The 15,067-nt window shown below is 68.2% G+C and carries 13 protein-coding genes and 5 pseudogenes; 9 read left to right on the top strand and 9 right to left on the bottom strand.

The features are described 5' to 3' along the window. Positions 1 to 3 precede the first annotated feature (3 nt). On the bottom strand, positions 4 to 1,365 hold the full coding sequence (locus ACIBCU_RS24525; protein ID WP_399233987.1) for a ferric reductase-like transmembrane domain-containing protein: 1,362 nt from the start codon (positions 1,363 to 1,365) through the stop codon (positions 4 to 6). Between the two features lie 173 nt (positions 1,366 to 1,538). Here ACIBCU_RS24525 and ACIBCU_RS24520 point away from each other — a divergent pair, with 173 nt between their 5' ends. Further along, positions 1,539 to 2,273 (top strand): response regulator transcription factor, encoded by a 735-nt coding sequence (locus ACIBCU_RS24520; protein ID WP_399233985.1) that lies wholly within the window; start codon positions 1,539 to 1,541, stop codon positions 2,271 to 2,273. Then, the gene (locus ACIBCU_RS24515; protein WP_399233983.1) at positions 2,270 to 3,694 is read left to right on the top strand and encodes a sensor histidine kinase; all 1,425 of its coding nucleotides are present in this window, start codon (positions 2,270 to 2,272) and stop codon (positions 3,692 to 3,694) included. The genes ACIBCU_RS24520 and ACIBCU_RS24515 overlap by 4 nt, the downstream gene beginning before the upstream one ends. A 207-nt stretch (positions 3,695 to 3,901) precedes the next feature. On the opposite strand, the pseudogene ACIBCU_RS24510 reads toward ACIBCU_RS24515, so the two are convergent. Both ACIBCU_RS24510 and ACIBCU_RS24505 read right to left on the bottom strand, forming a co-directional pair. Continuing rightward, a pseudogene (locus tag ACIBCU_RS24510) lies at positions 3,902 to 4,087 on the bottom strand (transposase); the annotation flags it as partial. Positions 4,088 to 4,159: 72 nt separating this feature from the next. Beyond that, the gene (locus tag ACIBCU_RS24505) at positions 4,160 to 4,561 is read right to left on the bottom strand and encodes a MerR family transcriptional regulator (protein WP_399233981.1); all 402 of its coding nucleotides are present in this window, start codon (positions 4,559 to 4,561) and stop codon (positions 4,160 to 4,162) included. A 114-nt stretch (positions 4,562 to 4,675) separates the two neighbouring features. On the opposite strand from ACIBCU_RS24505, the gene ACIBCU_RS24500 reads away from it, so the two are divergent. The 3 genes and pseudogenes from ACIBCU_RS24500 to ACIBCU_RS24490 form a co-directional block, all read left to right on the top strand. Next, positions 4,676 to 5,581, top strand: a complete 906-nt coding sequence (locus tag ACIBCU_RS24500; RefSeq protein ID WP_399233979.1) for an NADP-dependent oxidoreductase — start codon at positions 4,676 to 4,678, stop codon at positions 5,579 to 5,581. Between the two features lie 256 nt (positions 5,582 to 5,837). Continuing rightward, a complete protein-coding gene (locus tag ACIBCU_RS24495; RefSeq protein ID WP_362929723.1) occupies positions 5,838 to 6,620 on the top strand; it encodes a phosphotransferase in 783 nt (260 codons plus the stop codon). A 140-nt stretch (positions 6,621 to 6,760) separates the two neighbouring features. Next, positions 6,761 to 7,445, top strand: a pseudogene (locus ACIBCU_RS24490) (Tn3 family transposase); the annotation flags it as partial. 23 nt (positions 7,446 to 7,468) lie between these two features. On the opposite strand, the gene ACIBCU_RS24485 reads toward ACIBCU_RS24490, so the two are convergent. Continuing rightward, positions 7,469 to 8,173 (bottom strand): TetR/AcrR family transcriptional regulator, encoded by a 705-nt coding sequence (locus tag ACIBCU_RS24485; RefSeq protein WP_399233977.1) that lies wholly within the window; start codon positions 8,171 to 8,173, stop codon positions 7,469 to 7,471. Positions 8,174 to 8,315: 142 nt separating this feature from the next. Between ACIBCU_RS24485 and ACIBCU_RS24480 the strand changes: the two genes are divergently transcribed. Next, positions 8,316 to 9,194: an NAD(P)H-binding protein gene (locus ACIBCU_RS24480; RefSeq protein ID WP_399233975.1), complete on the top strand. Its 879-nt coding sequence runs from the start codon at positions 8,316 to 8,318 to the stop codon at positions 9,192 to 9,194. 18 nt (positions 9,195 to 9,212) lie between these two features. On the opposite strand, the pseudogene ACIBCU_RS24475 reads toward ACIBCU_RS24480, so the two are convergent. The 3 genes and pseudogenes from ACIBCU_RS24475 to ACIBCU_RS24465 all read right to left on the bottom strand — a co-directional run. Then, positions 9,213 to 9,380: pseudogene (locus ACIBCU_RS24475) on the bottom strand (site-specific integrase); the annotation flags it as partial. Positions 9,381 to 9,579: 199 nt separating this feature from the next. Beyond that, positions 9,580 to 10,127 (bottom strand): annotated as a pseudogene (locus ACIBCU_RS24470) (recombinase family protein). Between the two features lie 163 nt (positions 10,128 to 10,290). Beyond that, positions 10,291 to 10,761: a MerR family transcriptional regulator gene (locus ACIBCU_RS24465; protein WP_362929717.1), complete on the bottom strand. Its 471-nt coding sequence runs from the start codon at positions 10,759 to 10,761 to the stop codon at positions 10,291 to 10,293. A gap of 124 nt (positions 10,762 to 10,885) precedes the next feature. On the opposite strand from ACIBCU_RS24465, the gene ACIBCU_RS24460 reads away from it, so the two are divergent. The 3 genes and pseudogenes from ACIBCU_RS24460 (at position 10,886) to ACIBCU_RS24450 (ending at position 13,071) form a co-directional block, all read left to right on the top strand. Further along, positions 10,886 to 11,935 carry an aldo/keto reductase gene (locus tag ACIBCU_RS24460; RefSeq protein WP_362929715.1) on the top strand — a complete coding sequence of 350 codons (1,050 nt, stop codon included), beginning with the start codon at positions 10,886 to 10,888 and terminating at the stop codon, positions 11,933 to 11,935. Positions 11,936 to 12,284: 349 nt separating this feature from the next. Next, positions 12,285 to 12,722 (top strand): annotated as a pseudogene (locus tag ACIBCU_RS24455) (Tn3 family transposase); the annotation flags it as partial. Between the two features lie 70 nt (positions 12,723 to 12,792). Further along, a complete protein-coding gene (locus ACIBCU_RS24450; RefSeq protein WP_399233973.1) occupies positions 12,793 to 13,071 on the top strand; it encodes a Tn3 family transposase in 279 nt (92 codons plus the stop codon). A gap of 196 nt (positions 13,072 to 13,267) precedes the next feature. Here ACIBCU_RS24450 and ACIBCU_RS24445 read toward each other — a convergent pair whose 3' ends face one another. Both ACIBCU_RS24445 and ACIBCU_RS24440 read right to left on the bottom strand, forming a co-directional pair. Next, on the bottom strand, positions 13,268 to 13,915 hold the full coding sequence (locus tag ACIBCU_RS24445; protein WP_399233971.1) for a class I SAM-dependent methyltransferase: 648 nt from the start codon (positions 13,913 to 13,915) through the stop codon (positions 13,268 to 13,270). A 432-nt stretch (positions 13,916 to 14,347) separates the two neighbouring features. Beyond that, positions 14,348 to 14,920, bottom strand: a complete 573-nt coding sequence (locus ACIBCU_RS24440; protein ID WP_399233969.1) for a transposase family protein — start codon at positions 14,918 to 14,920, stop codon at positions 14,348 to 14,350. Positions 14,921 to 15,067: the final 147 nt, after the last annotated feature.

The following is a 15,067-nucleotide window of genomic DNA, read 5'->3' as shown; positions in this document are numbered from 1 at the left end:
TCCTCAGAACGCGAACGACTCGTGGTGGATGCGCCGTGCCGGGACCCCGGCATCGCGCAGGGCGGTGATCGCGGCCCGCGTCATGCCGGAGGGACCGCAGAGGTAGACGTCATGCGCGGCCAGATCCGGCACAAGGGCCCCCAGGGCCTGGGCGGTGAGGGGAGAGGAGTACCCGGTCGGCTCGTCGACCACGTAGTGCACGGTGGCCCGTCGGCCGGCGGCTATCGCGTCGAGTTCACCGCGCAGCGCGAGGTCGTCGGCGCGGCGCGCCCGGTAGACGAGGGTCACCTGGCCCGGCAGGGTCTCGAACAGTGTGCGCAGGGGGGTGATGCCGACGCCACCCGCCAGGAGGAGCACCTTGGGGAGGGTGCGGCGGTTCGCGGTGAACCCGCCGTAGGGGCCCTCGGCCCACACCCGGGTGCCGGGGCTCAGACGGGCGAGTGCCGTGCTGTGGCCGCCTGCCGCCTTCACCGTGATGCGCAGGTGCCGGGGCTGGGCGGGGGAGGAAAGCGAATAGGGGTTGGCGGTCCACCACAGGCCGCGGGCCAGGAAGCGCCAGCGCAGGAACTGTCCCGGCTCACCGCCCAGCTCTTCCAGGTGCTCGCCGGTGAGATGGACGGAGACCACGCCCGGTGCCTCGGGATGGACCGCGGTGACGCGGAGGCGGTGGCGCAGGCCGCGCCGGACGGGGACGGCGAACCGGTACCAGGCCACCAACGCGGCGACTCCGAGGAACAGCGTGTACCAGGCCGCCTGTGCGAGGTGGTTGCCGACGAAGTCGGCTCCGTCGGAGAGCTGGTGACCGAACGCGAGGAAGACCGCCAGGTAGGTGGCGAAGTGCAGGTAATGCCAGGTCTCGTAGCTCATCCTTCGGCGGGCGGCACGAGCGGAGAGGATTCCGGTGACCAGGAACAGCAGGAAGCCGACCGTGCCTTTGAGGAGGTCGGGGTAGTGCAGGATGAGCGTGGAGGTCTGGCTCACCACGTTCCTGTGCGAGGTCAGCGAGTAGCCCCAGATGATCAGCAGGGTGTGGGCAAGGGCGAGGGACACGGTGCAGCGGCCGCCCCAGGCGTGCCAGCGGGCGAGCCGGTCGGTGCCGACGGTGTGGTCCAGGAGAGGTACGCGGGCCATCAAGGCCAGCAGTACCGCGCAGGCGTAGCCGGCCAGGAGACCGGTGATGCGTCCCGCACCGGTGAGCCAGCCCGCCGGGCCGACCACCGAGGCCGTGTCGCTCCACCAGAGTGCCAGTACCCCGGCGGCGCCCGCCCAGATCAGCAGCCGAGCCACGAAGGGCACGACGTCGCGGCGCGGGCGCCGATGGCGCACGCTCCCGCCGGCGTACGTGGCGGTCCGCGTGGTGGTCATGGGACTCCTCCGGATGGGGGCTCACTTCCGGTGATGGGCGGCCAGCCTCACAGTCCGACCTCTGCGTACCTTCTGAAGACGCCTATGGGAGCCGGCCTGAGTGCGAATTCAGAGGGAACTCAGAGACGTGGCTCGCCCTGCCGCGACCTGCGTTGGGGGATCCTGAAGAAACCATGGACGAGCCACCTGCGCCTTCATCTCTGCACCGCCCCGACGGAGAACCCGTGCGGGTCCTTGTCGTGGATGACGAACCTGACGTCACCGATGTCCTGTCCGGAGTCATGGCCGGCGAGGGGTGGCAGGTCCGCACAGCGGCCGACGGTGCGACCGCGCTCGCCACCGCCCGTGACTTCCGGCCCGACGCGGTGGTCCTGGACTGGATGCTGCCCGACCTGGACGGCCTGCAGGTCCTGCGCGCCCTGAGGCGTGAGGCACCTCGCGTGTGCGTGCTGTTCCTGACCGCCCGCGACGCGGTCGAGGACCGTATCGCGGGCATCACTGCGGGCGGCGATGACTACGTCGTCAAGCCCTACAGCCTGGAGGAGGTCCTGGCGCGGCTGCGCGGACTGCTCAGACGGGCCGGCATGACGGCGGAGCCGGGCGCGAACTGGCTCACGGTCGGTGACCTGGCCATGGACGAGGAGGCCAGGGAGGTCCGGCGCGGCGGAGTCACGATCGAGTTGTCCCGGACCGAGTTCGAACTTCTGCGGTTCCTGATGCGCAATCCGCGCCGTGTCCTGTCCAAGGAGCAGATCCTCGACCGGGTCTGGGCCTACGACTTCGGCGGCCGTGCCCACGTTGTCGAGCTCTACATCAGTTACTTGCGCAAGAAGATCGACGCCGGGCGGAACCCGATGATCCACACGGTGCGCGGCGTCGGCTACGTCCTCAAGCCGGACTCCCCGTGAGGCGCCCGCCACCGCGCACCCTTCGCGGCCAGCTCACCGCGGGACTCGTCACTCTGCTCGCCCTGGCCTGCGTCGCCGTCGGCATCAGCACCGCCCTCGCCCTTCGCGGCTTCCTCATGGGACGCCTGGACGAACAGCTCGCCTCCTCCGGCGGCCGGTTCGCCGCCAGCCTGGAACACGAGACCGAGCCCGACGCCGACAACAGGCCCGACACCCGGGGCCAGGCCGAATCGACCTTCGGCGCCCGACTGCTGAACGACGTCGTCACCCAGGCCGCCGTCGTCGACGACGCCGCGGACCGCCCCGTTCAACTCACCCCCGAGGATCGCCACGCTCTGGCCGGAGTCCCTGTGGACGGAGACGGGCGCAGCATCCACCTCTCCTCTCTGGGGAAGTACCGCGTCTCGGCTGTCCAGGGCGACGACCAGGACACACTGATCACCGGCCTGCCCCTGCACCCGGTGGAAGAGACCGTTCACCGTCTCGCAGCGGTCGAGGCGGTGCTGTTCGGTGCCGCACTCCTGGCCATGGGCGTCGCCGGGGCCCTGTGGGTACGGGTCTCCCTGCGCCCGCTCCGGAGCGTCGCCGCCCGGGCCTCGGAGGTAGCCGGCCTACCGCTCGCCAGCGGCGAGGTCGCCATGCCCGGACCGCTGCCGGACACCGACCCGCGCACCGAGGTCGGCCAGGTCGGCGCCGCCCTCAACCACATGCTCGGCCACGTCGAGAACGCCCTCACGAGCCGCCAGGCCAGCGAGGAACGTCTGCGGCACTTCGCCGCGGACGCCAGCCACGAACTGCGCACCCCCGTCGCCAACATCCGCGGCCACGCCGAACTCGCCCTGCGCCACCCCGGCCCCGTCCCCGCCACCGTTCGCCACGCCCTGGAACGCATCGACGGCGAGTCGCAGCGCATGACCCGCCTCGTCGACGACCTCCTGCTCCTCGCACGCCTGGACGCCGGGCGCCCCCTCGAACACGAGCCGGTGGACCTGACCCTGCTGATCCTGAACGCGACGGACGACGCACGCGCCGCAGGCCCCGAGCACCACTGGCTCCTCGACCTCCCCGGAGAACCCGTCATGGTGACCGGCGACGCACACCGCCTCCAGCAGGCCATCGGAAACCTTCTCGCCAACGCCCGCACCCACACTCCGCCCGGCACCGACGTCACCATCGCCCTCACCACCGATCGGACCGGCGTCGCCGTGGAGGTGAGCGACAACGGCCCTGGAATTCCCGAAGAGATCCAGCCCGAGGTCTTCGGCCGCTTCGTCCGCGCCGACCACGCCCGCTCCCGCGCCACCGGCAGCACCGGTCTGGGCCTGGCCATCGTCCACGCCGTCATCACCGCCCATGGCGGAACGGCCACCGTCACCAGCAGCCCCGGAAACACGACGTTCCGCCTCGCCATCCCCTGCTGACACCTCGGAGCCGCCCTCGCACCGATGACTCCGACCCGCGTCAAGGCACGGGACTGTCGAGCGAGCATGCACCCCACAAGCCGCCCTGCGCTGTGGAAGAGGGTGTGACGCACGGTGGAACGGTGTGCAGCGGCGGTTGCGGTGAGTCACTCGCAGAGAAGTACACGTCCGCGAGCAGCCCCTCGAAGGCCAGGCGTCCACCGGCGCCTGCATGTTCCCGTCCGGCAACCGCTCAGCCATCAGCTGGATCGACTTGCGCCGGCCTTCCAGCATCGGGCCCCGCAGATAACACGCGCCCCACCCCCGCTGATCCCGCCGCGGCAACGACCCGAACACATCACCCACGAACTCCGCCAACTCACCCCGGAGCCGCTCGACATCCCCCAGCTTCACACCTCAAAGATGCCCACCACCAGGCAAGATCGCTCAAGGTAACGAAGCACCACTGGAACGGTAACGCGGGGATCAACTTGGTGCAGCGCTGCGAGCTGGGGCACCCAGCACCCGTGCGTGGGTGCATTCGGGTGGAGGGTTGCGGGTGGTGGCGATCACGCCGTCGAGCCGTTCGCGCGCAGCGACGAGGCCGGTGATCCGCTCGCTGATCCGTGCGCGCTCGCTCTCCAGCTGATCCAGAAGGCCCGGTTCCACCGTGCCGGAGTACACGCAGCGCAGGACCTCTCGCACAGCCCTGCTCGGCAGCCCGGCGGCGAATAGTTGCTGGATCAGGTGGACCCGGTCGACGGCAGAGTCCGGATACTGGCGCTGGCCGCCGGAGCTACGTTCGGCGTGCAGCAGGTCCTGCTCCTCGTAGTAGCGCAATGCCCTCACGCTCACCCCGGCCTGGTGGGCCACCTCACCGATCCGCACGCGTCCTCCTTCCTCCCGGCTGAAGTCTCGACTTGCACCTCACGTTGACGTCAGGTTCTAGCGTAGTCGATGTCAAGGCATCCCAGGCCATCCGCACAAACAAGGCAGGTCATCATGCGCGCAGCTCGGTACCACGAGTACGGCGGTACGGACACCCTCGTCGTCGAGGAGGCCCCGGCCCCGTTGCCCGGTCCCGGGGAGATCCGCGTCCGGGTCACGGCGGCCAGCGTCAATCCCGTCGACTGGAAGGTGCGCAACGGCTCGGTGCGCGACTACTTCCCGGTCGATCTGCCCGCGATCCCGGGGCGCGACGCCGTAGGTCTGGTGGACAGGATCGGCGAGGCAGTCAGCTCGGTCGGCATCGGTGACCGTGTCTTCGGCCTGGGCGGAGTGACGGGCGCGACGGCCGAGCTGGCGGTCCTCTCGGCCTGGGCTCCTGCCCCCGCCAACTGGAGTGATACGGAGGCTGCCGCGGCAGGCCTGGCGTCCGTGACGGCGCTGGGCGGACTCAAGGCGCTCGGTCAGTTGGAGGGGCGCACCCTGCTGGTTGAAGGGGCTGCCGGAGGAGTCGGCGGCGCGGCGGTTGAGATCGCCCGCGCCCTAGGGGCCACCGTGATCGGGACGGCCAGTGAGCGCAACCACGCGTATCTCACCTCCCTGGGCGCCCTTCCCGTCACCTACGGTGCGGGCTTGGGGGAGCGTCTCGCCGGCCTGGCCCCGAACGGGGTCGACCTTGTCCTCGATGCCGCCGCTTCCGGCTCCCTGCCCGATCTCGTCAAGATCGCCGGCGGCCCGGACCGCGTGGTGACGGTCGCCGACCACGTGAACGCTCAGCGTCTGGGCGTCCGGGTGGCCAACGCGGTCAACGATTCCACGCTCCTGGCCGAAGCGGGCGCTCTCGGCGGGCAGGGCCGCTACGTGCCGCGCATCGAACAGTCTTACCCCCTGGAGGAGATCGCGAAGGCGCACGCCCACTCCGAGCGCGGACACGTGCAGGGAAAGATCGTAGTTACCATCTGATCTCACCTGCCGTACACCGCGGAGATGAAGTCAGCCCCGGCCGGGCGGCGGTATACGCACGACCCAAACCAGAAGATCGCTAACACGCGAATGCCGACAGCTACGGACCGTTACCGCTGCTCATGATCGCGTGGAAGTGCTCGATCAACGCCTACGATCATGCGAAGTTCTCAGCTTGTTCTTCAACCTCCGTCCCTACTCTGACGCTGCCCCTTAATGGGGTGATCATGACGAGCTGATCCGACACACTGGTTCGATGCGGCATGATGATGAACAGCCTTTGTCCGGTGGCAACGTCAGTGATGGTGTCGTTCGCGTCGGGGACACCGTTCGCCGTCCGGCCGGACCATGGACTCCCGCTGTGCATGCCTTGCTTGCCCACCTGCACGAGGTGGGATTCGGCGCGGCGCCCCGTCCGCTCGGCATTGACGATCAGGGGCGTGAGGTCCTGACCTTCATGCCGGGAGACGTGGTCTGGCCCGACCGGTTCTCGCTGATGGAACCCGCTCGACAACTGGCTCGCGTGGCACGGTTGATCCGGGACTTCCACGACGCCGTGCAGGACTTCACGGCGCCCTCCGATGCGCGGTGGCAGACGCTGATCCCCGCTGAGGGCAGTGACATCATCGCCCATAACGACCTGGCCCCCTGGAACCTCGTGGTCGCAGACGAGGCGCGGTGGGCCTTCATCGACTGGGACGCTGCAGGTCCCGGCTCGCGCCTGTGGGATGTCGCATACGCCATGCACGGGTTCATCCCGCTGTCCGCGCATCCGGACTGGCAGAGCCCGGACGCGGCGGACCGGCTGCGAGTCTTCGCCGACGCCTACGGTCTGGCTGAGTCCGAACGCCGTCGGTTGGTCCCTCTACTGGGGCGCCGTACGCGTTCCATGTACGACTTCCTGCGCGACCAGGCAGCCCAAGGAACCCCGCCCTGGGCAAGGCTGTGGGCTGAAGGCCACGGCGACGCCTGGCGAAACGACGCCGAATACATCGAGGAACGCGAAGACCAGTGGATGCAGGCCCTGCTCGCCAGCTGAGGCATCAGTGCCCGTGCCTGGCTCCTGGCATCGAACGACATCTCGAACTGGATCACTCACCTGGGCAGTCGCCGGACATTGAAGCGGCCTTCGCCTGATCATGTGCTCCGACCAAGGTGCACCGATCGAGACAAAGGCCGTCCGACATTGTGTTCGGCCTCCTGACGTTGGCGGGGTTCACCTATGCACCGCAGTGGGCGGACCTGCCGGACCAGAAGATGTGGCGCATCGACCGCGCGGCGGACTACGGCGTGTTCCAGGACGCGGCCCGCGGCCGAGTCGACCTGGTCCGGATTGAGCGGCACTGGGAGGACATCCTGCCGATCATCGGCTCCATCCACACCGATGCCGTGCGTGCCTACGACGTGATCCGGATGCTGTCCCGGGAGGCCGGCCCACCCCGCTGGGCGACGCGATCGCCCGCTACGGGCGGATCGCCAAGACCCTGCACATCCTGCGCCTGGCCGACGAGCCCGGTTACCGGCGGAAGATCAAAGTGCAGGCTAACCTCCAGGAAGGCCGCCACGCGCTCGCCCGGAAGAGCTTCCACGGCAAGGCCGGACAGCTCTACCAGCGCTACCAGGACGGCATGGAAGACCAGATCGGCGCACTGGGCCTGATGCTGAACGCGCTGGTGCTGTTTCAACACCCGGTACATGGACGCCGCCGTGCAGCAACTGCGCGAGCACGGGTTCGATGTCCGCGACGAGGATGTGGCCCGTCTCTCCCCGTTCGTCCGGCACCACATCAACATGCTCGGGCCGGTACTCGTTCCAGCTTCCCGAACTGCCTGGTGGCCTGCGGCCGCTGCGCGATCCGGACGCACCGACGACGAGTGAGGAGGGGTATCAGCATCTGGCGATGCGGTCGAGCCATTCCGTAAGCAGGCTGCGCTCGTTGGCACTCAGTGCGGAAGTCTGCGGGAGGACTGCACGGAGGGCGACCGCAGCGCCGGCCGGCCCGGGCTCGGCCGGGGCGGGGGCGTCTGTGATGATCGCGGCGATGACCGCTTCCCGTGCCAGGTCGGACGCGGTGAGGTCTCGTCGGTCTTCCGGAGTGGCGATCAGCATGAGGACCGTGCCGCCGCCGACGGCGTGGACGAGTTGCGCGGCGCGTTCCTCATCGACCCGAAGCCTGCCCACCTCGGCGATCCGGTGGATGTGGGCGGCGAGGACTTGGGCTGCGGCGAGCGCTGCCGGCGGAGTCGCGTCGGGGCGGGGCTCGCCGTACATGAGGGCGTACAGGGCTGGGTTGGCGAGGCCGAAGCCGATGTGCAGATCCCATCCGGCGCGCAGGTCCTCGACCGGGTCGCCGCTGGGCGTGAGGTCGGTCTTTTCGTCCAGGTACGCGGCGAACCCGTGGGCGGCCACCGCGTCGAGCAGGCCCTGCTTGTCGCCGAAGAGCCGGTAGATGGTCGGGGCCTGGACGCCGGCCGCAGCGCTCACTGCCCGGGTCGACACCGCCTCGCGGCCGCTTTCGGCGAGGAGCCGGGCTGCGGCGGTGATGATTCGGGAACGGTAGCTGTCCGCAGAGGCAGAGCGATCGGTCTCCATGTTTCCAATGTTAACGGAAGCTCGTTAGCGATTGATGGATTCACTGATAACGTATTTTCGTTATCAGTGGAAACGGTGTCGACGGGCAGCGATCCGAAGGCACACCGTCACATCCTCGAAGCAATCCCTCCCGGAGGTTTCCATGATCGTCATCACCGCCCCCACTGGCCAGATCGGCCACCAGACCCTTGCCAGGCTCCTCGACAGCGGTCAGCCGCTCCGCGTGATCGCCCGCGACCCCGCCCGCCTCTCCCCGCAGGTCCGCGAGCGCGTCGAGATCGTCCAGGGGTCGCACGGCGATAGCGACGTTGTCGCCGAGGCGTTCGCGCGCGCCGACAGCGTGCTGTGGCTGGTGCCCCCGAACCCCCAGGCCGACAACATCGAGGACTACTACCTGGACCTCACCCGGCCGGCGTGCGACGCGATCAAGAGCCAAGGAGTCAAGCGCGTCATCGGCGTCTCCAGCTTGGGCCGTGCGTACGGCAAGCCCGCCGGGCTTCTGTCACCCGCGTTCGCGGTGGACGAGTTGTTCGAGAGCACCGGCGTGAACTACCGGTCGCTGGCCATGCCGTTCTTCATGGAGAACCTGCTCGGCCAGGTCGAGGCGATCAAGAGCCAGGGGATGTTCTTCCTGGCGAATTCCGCGGACCGCCCCCTCGCGACCGTCGCCACCCGCGACATCGCCGCGGCGGCTGCCGACCTGCTGCTCGACGACTCCTGGAGCGGACAGGGCAGCGTCCCGGTGATCGGCCCCGACGCGCTGTCCCCCAACGGCATGGCCGAGGTTCTGTCCGAGGTCCTGGAACGACCGGTCCGCTTCCAGCAGGTCAGCAGCGAGGCATACAAGACGACGATGCTGCAGTACGGGATGACCGACGGATTCGCACAGGGACTGGTCGACATGGCCACAGCCCAGAACGACGGCATCTACGACGCCGAGCAGCGCACCCTGCAGACCGCCGGCCCGACCAGCTTCCGCCAGTGGTGCCAGGACGTACTCAAGCCGGCCCTGAGGGCCTGACTCCGGCTGCCGGGTGACTTAGCGTCTGCTGTCACCCGGCGCAAGCAGGCTGGTGAGCTCGGCGATGGCCTCCGGGGAGGGCTTGAAGCAGCGGCGGACGTTCTCCGGTTTCTTGTGCCGGGACTTCGCCATCAGCATCAACAGGGAAGCGCCCTGCTCGCCGAGGTGGGTGAGGGAGGACGGCCTTGGGGACCAATAGAACAGCCAGTAACGCTAAGCACTTGATCTTGGTACGTTCGCCTACAGCTCGAACGTCAGCTGCCCGCTGGTTTCGAGCGCGGTACGACGGGCCTGGGTCCGGGTGTGGGCGTGGTGTTCACGGTCGTAGTGGAGATCTCTGGCCAGTCGGCGGGATGCCGGTCGCGGTTCTCGGATCGGCAAGTGATCACCGCTCCGTGGCTTCGAGCTGATGCGGGACCGTGCTGTCGCGCAGTTCGCGGAGGTCGGGGATGTGGTTGTAGAGGGTGCCGGGGGAGACGCCGAGGAGCTTGGCGATCGAGGTGATGGAGCGGCCGGGGTCGGGCAGGAGGTCGCGGGCGGCACGGATGACTTCTTCGGTAGCGACGGTGGGGCGTCCGCCGACCCGGCCGCGGGCGCGGGCGGCGGCCAGGCCCTCGCGGGTTCCCTGGACGATGAGTTCGCGGATGAACTCCGCCAGGGCGGCGAAGACGTGGAGGACGAGTCGGCCGCCAGGGGTGGTGTGTCGAGGTTCTCGTGGAGCGAGGTGAAGCCGATGCCACGCTCGCGCAGTTCGGCGACCATGGTGATGAGGTCCTGGAGGCTGCGGCCGTAGCGGTCCAGGCTCGGGACGACGAGGGTGTCGCCGGCGTCGAGGAAGGCGTGGCACGCCTTCAGTTCCGGGCGGAGGGCGGTCTTGCCGGACTTCTTGTCCGCGAAGATCTTCCGGCATCCGGCGGTGGTGAGTGCGTCGATCTGCCGTTCGAGCTTCTGGCCGCTTCCCGCGAGTGGGTGGCAGGCAGGCCATCGAAGGTGGTGTCGGGCAGGGGGGCGATGGCTGAGGTCTGGCGGTTGCGCCCACTGGTCGGACGGTGAAGGTCCCTGCGAAGCGCGACGGGCGATCGTAGTGCGTTGCCGGTTACTCGACCACTACTTTGTGGCGAAGCAGTGGCGTGCGTTCTTCGTCAGCCGAAGGGGATGGGGCATGACATTGGTGGGCGGCGGCGCTGCCTTGGTCGACAAGGTCCTCGTACACCCCGACCTTGAACCGTATCAGGTCCAGGGACTCAGTGAGCCTGCCGATCTCGGTGGTGACGCGCTCCTGGTGCTGGCGCATGAGCGCGAGTCGCTCTTCCTCATTGCCGGCGCCCTCTCTGACGAGGTCGGCGTATTGGCGGAGCGCGGTCACGGGCATTCCTGAGGCGCGGAGAATGATGCAGACGTTCAGCCAGGCCACGTCGTCCTGGCTGTAGGCGCGGCGCCCGCTAGGTCCGCGTCGCACGGTGTTGATGAAGAGGCCCTCATGCTCGTAGAAGCGCAGCGCGTGGACGCTCAAGCCGGTGCGCTCGGAGACCTCTCCGATGCTCAGAGTTGTTGTGACCTCAGCCATGCCGCCAGGGTATCTGGGGGTGATCGGGGGTTGATCTAGAGGGGACTCTAGTTCCTAGGGTGGCTCGTGCGGTCGACGATCTGTCGGTCTGCCTCATCGGTTGACCCAGTAAGGAAGCATCGCCATGCGCTATCGCACCCTCGGCAGAACTGGTATCGAGGTCAGTGTCCACTGCCTCGGGACGATGATGTTCCAGGATGGCTGTAACTCCGACCACGACGACTGTGTCCGCATCATCCACGCTGCCCTCGACCAGGGGATCAACTTCGTCGACACCGCGGATATGTACGGACAGGGCGAGTCGGAGGAGATCGTGGGGAAGGCGCTGCGGGGGCGTCGTGACGACATCGTGCTCGCCACCAAGGTGCACTTCTCGATGGGCGAGGGCCGTAACCGCAGTGGCAACTCGAGGCGGTGGATACTCAAGGCGGTCGAGGACAGCCTCAGGCGCCTGAACACCGACTGGATCGACCTATACCAGGTTCACTTCCCCGACCACACCACGGACATCGAGGAGACGCTGTCCGTGCTCAGCGACCTCGTGCGCCAGGGGAAGATCCGCTCCTTTGGCTGCTCGAACTTCCCGGCCGATGAGATCGTCGAAGCACACCACGTTTCCGAGCGGCTCGGCCTCGGGCGCTTCCGCACCGCCCAGCCGCCCTACTCGATTCTGGCCCGCGGGATCGAGGCATCGCTTCTGCCCGCCGTCGCGCGCCACGGCATGGGCGCACTCGTCTGGAGCCCGCTCGCCTTCGGGTTCCTCACCGGCAAGCACCGCAAGAACCAGCCGATCGACCTGGAAACCGGCCGTGCCGCGATCCGGCCGGCACTCTTCGATCCCGCAATTGCGGCGAACGCCGCCAAGCTCGACGCCGTCGAGCAGCTCATCGAACTCGCGACGAGCATCGGCTGCACCCTTCCGGAGCTCGCCGTATCCTTCACCGTGGCCCATCCGGCCGTCACTTCGGCGATCATCGGGCCGCGGACCATGGAGCAGCTGGAGGGTCTGCTCAAGGGCGCCGCGCTAACCCTCGACGACGCGACGCTCGACCGGATCGACAAGATCGTGCCACCCGGGGTGAACCTGTACGATCCATACGCCTCCCTCCCTCCGCGATCACTGACCGACACCGCCTTGCGGCGCCGCCCACTTGCTGAACGCGCCGCGGCCTGAGTGACATGATCGTGGTGAACGGGTTCCTCACTCGGGCGGCACCGGCACTCATCGCTTCTCCGCCCGGGGCCGGTCGCCGGCGTCCGCAGGGGTAGGGGGTTACGGCACGGAGAGCGGTAGGCCGAAGCCGAGCCGCTTGTCCATCTCGAGGCGGAATGTGCCGTACGGGTTGACGTTGGACCAGAACAGCGCAGTCAGGCCGCCGGTCCTCGGCGCTGAGCTTCTCCGCCCACTTTGGCTCGGCCAAGACCTGTTGCAACAGCAGCGTGTTGACGTGCACAAGGCTCGACTGGAGCAGGTGCAGGGCGAGCATCGAGGTTTCGGCGTGCTCGCGGTGGAGGACTTGGTCCGCAACCGCGTGAACCTGAACAAGGTGATCACGCACCGGCCGGACATGCTGAAGGTCGCCGGTTCTCTGGTCGCCAACCAGGTCCGCGCGTACGACCTGCTGCGGATGTTCGGGCGCGAGGGGCGCCCGACTCCGTTGGGGACGGTGTTCGCGGAGTACGGGCGGATCGCGAAGACCGAGCACCTGCTGCGGGTGGTCGACCCGGTGGACGACACCTACCGGCGTCAGATGAACCGGCAGCTCACGGTGCAGGAGTCCCGCCCCAAGCTGGCCCGGGACGTGTGCCACGGCAAGCGCGGCACCATCCACCAGGCGTACCGCGACGGCATGGAGGACCAGCTCGGCGCGCTCGGCCTGGTCCTCAACGCCATCGTGCTCTGGACCACCCGCTACCTCGACGCCGCCGTCGCCCAGCTCCAGGCCGAGGGCCACGAGGTTCTCGCAGTGGGTCGGCTTCGGCAACCAGGGTGTCCTCGCCGACAACGACCCCATCGAGCAGGAAAAGGCGATGAAGTTCAACGCCCTGCTCACGAACGCGGTGATCTTCCACAACGCCCTGGACATCGCGGAGATCATCCGCCAGCTCCTGGAGGAGGGCTGGGAGATCGCCCCGGAGGACCTGGCCCACATCTCGCCGTACCCGACCGAGCACATCAAACGGTTCGGCGAGTACTCCACCCACGAACTCGGCATCCAGCCCGAGGCGTACGACCCGGAACTCGACGTCGACTTCACCCAGCTCCGCGACCAGGACCTGCGCGACGAGGGCTTCGGGACCGCGGCCTGACCGGGCGAGGCCGGGAACGGCAAGCTCACCCACGCCGCAGCAAGGCCTCGGCCTGAGCCGTCCACTCGGGGGGCCACGGCTCACCGCAACGGCATCCACTGCGGATCGTCGTCCCCCTCCTCCTCTTCCTCTTGGGCATCAACGTTTTCGGCGTACAGATCGTCGGGGCTCTCGAACCAGTCAGTTGAGGTCCGGCTCAGAACGCGCGGAAGTCCTCGAAGGAGGGCTCAAACGGAGCATCGGGCAAGCGGTAGGCCTTGCACCGGGCCCCGTGGTTGCCCTTCGGTCCGACGCCGGCCGTCTCAACGGGGAATGCGTCGGGGATCCCCGTCCATCCCAGGTTCTTCTCGTAGTACTGCACGGCGGTGTGCACCGACGGCCACCAGTTGTCGTCGATGACGATCAGCCCACCGGGCCGGACGACCTTGCGCAGGAAGTACAGGTCGACGAAGACTTCATGGAACCGGTGGCTGCCGTCCACGAAGGCAGCGTCCGCGACGAAGCCTTCGGTCAGCAGTTGAGGGAGCGCGAGAGAGGACGGTTCGGCTATGAGCGTGGCGATCGTCTCAAGCCCCGCCCAGCAGAGCAGGTCCCAGCCGGCGTTGGAGAACTCGCGCTCCTGGAACGGGTCGATGATGATGTGCCGGGGGTTGGGATGATCGATGGTTGCCAGCGCCTCGCCAATCGCGAGCGCGGAACTGGCATAGGCGAGACCTACCTCGACGACCGTCTCTGCTTCCTCGGCGATCAGGAGGTCGCGCAGCTGGTCGCAGTGCTGCTCGGGCACCGTGACGGTCTCGAAGTCTCCCTCCTGATCCCGCGTGCGCGGCGGACCGTCCTGCACGAGTCGTCGGCGCACCTCGCGGACCTGCGCCGCACGTTCACCTGTGTTCGTCACCCGCGCGTCCCTTTCGCTGCGACAGCACCTCAAGCCTCACCATAGGCACGGAGGTGGATCTTGCGAGGAACCTTTCGGGGACTGCGGCGCCGGCCGGTTCTGTGGGCCCGCGCCTACCAGCACGATGACCATGGTTTGAGGCGGTCGAGCCCGCCGGACGTAGAAGCCCCAGTCCCAGATCGACACCCTCGAAGCGTCCGACGCCACCGTTCCGCCCCGCCGCTTCCCGCCCTGTCGCCAAACGAACGAATGACGACAGGCGCGGCGGGCGTCCAATGAGGAGTTTCATCCTAAAAGTGCTGGTCAGGGTTCTGGTGTGGTGTTCCGTCGGGATGCTCGCGCAGGTGCCCGGGCTGATCGTCGGGGCGAGATCGTCGGTCACCTCTGGAGTTCGGTGTCCGTCAGGACGAGCAGGGCTCTGAACTGGGTGGTCGCTTGGCGGGTGTTCGTGCGGAGCTTGGTCAGGATGCGCCAGTTCTTGAGGTCTGCGAAGCCGTGCTCGACCGCGGCGCGTTCGCGGTTCAGCAGCCGGTTCGCTTCCTTCTCGGCGGCGGTGAGGCGGTGGTTGCGCACGGCTTCGCGGCCGGTGATGATCACCGGGTCGTCGTCGGCTTCGGCGGTGTCGTCGACGCCCACGAAGCCGAGGTCGGCCAGGGCGCCGGGGCCGGCTTCCCGCAGGTGGTGGGCGACCTTGCTGTGGCGGGTGGTGGTGATCTCGCTGGACCGGCCGGGCCGGGCGGCGGAGATCCAGATCAGGTTGCCGCGTTCGTCGGTGAGCGCGAGGAAGAGCAGGCCATGGGCCTTGTGCTTCCCGCTGTGTGCGCCGTGAGGCGCTTGTTGTTCGAGTGGAGGTGAAAGACCACCACCGCCGCGCTGTCGCAGCAGGGCGGTTGAAGCTGGGGGCAGCCTGACCCGGGAGGTGCCGGGGAGGGCGGGAAGCAGCCCTGACAAAGCCGGGATGTGCCAGTACTGCCAGATGGCGCGGGTCCGGCGAGCGAGACGGAGAGGAGTACGCGAGGAACCGGCGTCTACGCCTCCTTAAGGCACGCCAGCTCAAACCTGGTGGATCTGGGCTGGATGCGGTGCGTCCCCGCTGGT

Origin of the sequence: Streptomyces sp. NPDC051064 (assembly GCF_044455985.1) — a bacterium.
In the GTDB taxonomy this organism is placed as follows: domain Bacteria; phylum Actinomycetota; class Actinomycetes; order Streptomycetales; family Streptomycetaceae; genus Streptomyces.
Note: the sequence above shows the minus strand (reverse complement) of the source record. Positions and strands in the feature narration are given on the sequence as shown.

Bases quoted from the DNA above. Each gene is read 5' to 3' on its own strand.
- ACIBCU_RS24525 (WP_399233987.1), bottom strand. From the start codon at position 1,365: ATGACCACCACGCGGACCGCCACGTACGCCGGCGGGAGCGTGCGCCAT.
- ACIBCU_RS24520 (WP_399233985.1), top strand. From the start codon at position 1,539: ATGGACGAGCCACCTGCGCCTTCATCTCTGCACCGCCCCGACGGAGAA.
- ACIBCU_RS24500 (WP_399233979.1), top strand. From the start codon at position 4,676: ATGCGCGCAGCTCGGTACCACGAGTACGGCGGTACGGACACCCTCGTC.
- ACIBCU_RS24495 (WP_362929723.1), top strand. From the start codon at position 5,838: ATGCGGCATGATGATGAACAGCCTTTGTCCGGTGGCAACGTCAGTGAT.
- ACIBCU_RS24485 (WP_399233977.1), bottom strand. From the start codon at position 8,173: ATGGAGACCGATCGCTCTGCCTCTGCGGACAGCTACCGTTCCCGAATC.
- ACIBCU_RS24480 (WP_399233975.1), top strand. From the start codon at position 8,316: ATGATCGTCATCACCGCCCCCACTGGCCAGATCGGCCACCAGACCCTT.
- ACIBCU_RS24465 (WP_362929717.1), bottom strand. From the start codon at position 10,761: ATGGCTGAGGTCACAACAACTCTGAGCATCGGAGAGGTCTCCGAGCGC.
- ACIBCU_RS24460 (WP_362929715.1), top strand. From the start codon at position 10,886: ATGCGCTATCGCACCCTCGGCAGAACTGGTATCGAGGTCAGTGTCCAC.
- ACIBCU_RS24450 (WP_399233973.1), top strand. From the start codon at position 12,793: ATGAAGTTCAACGCCCTGCTCACGAACGCGGTGATCTTCCACAACGCC.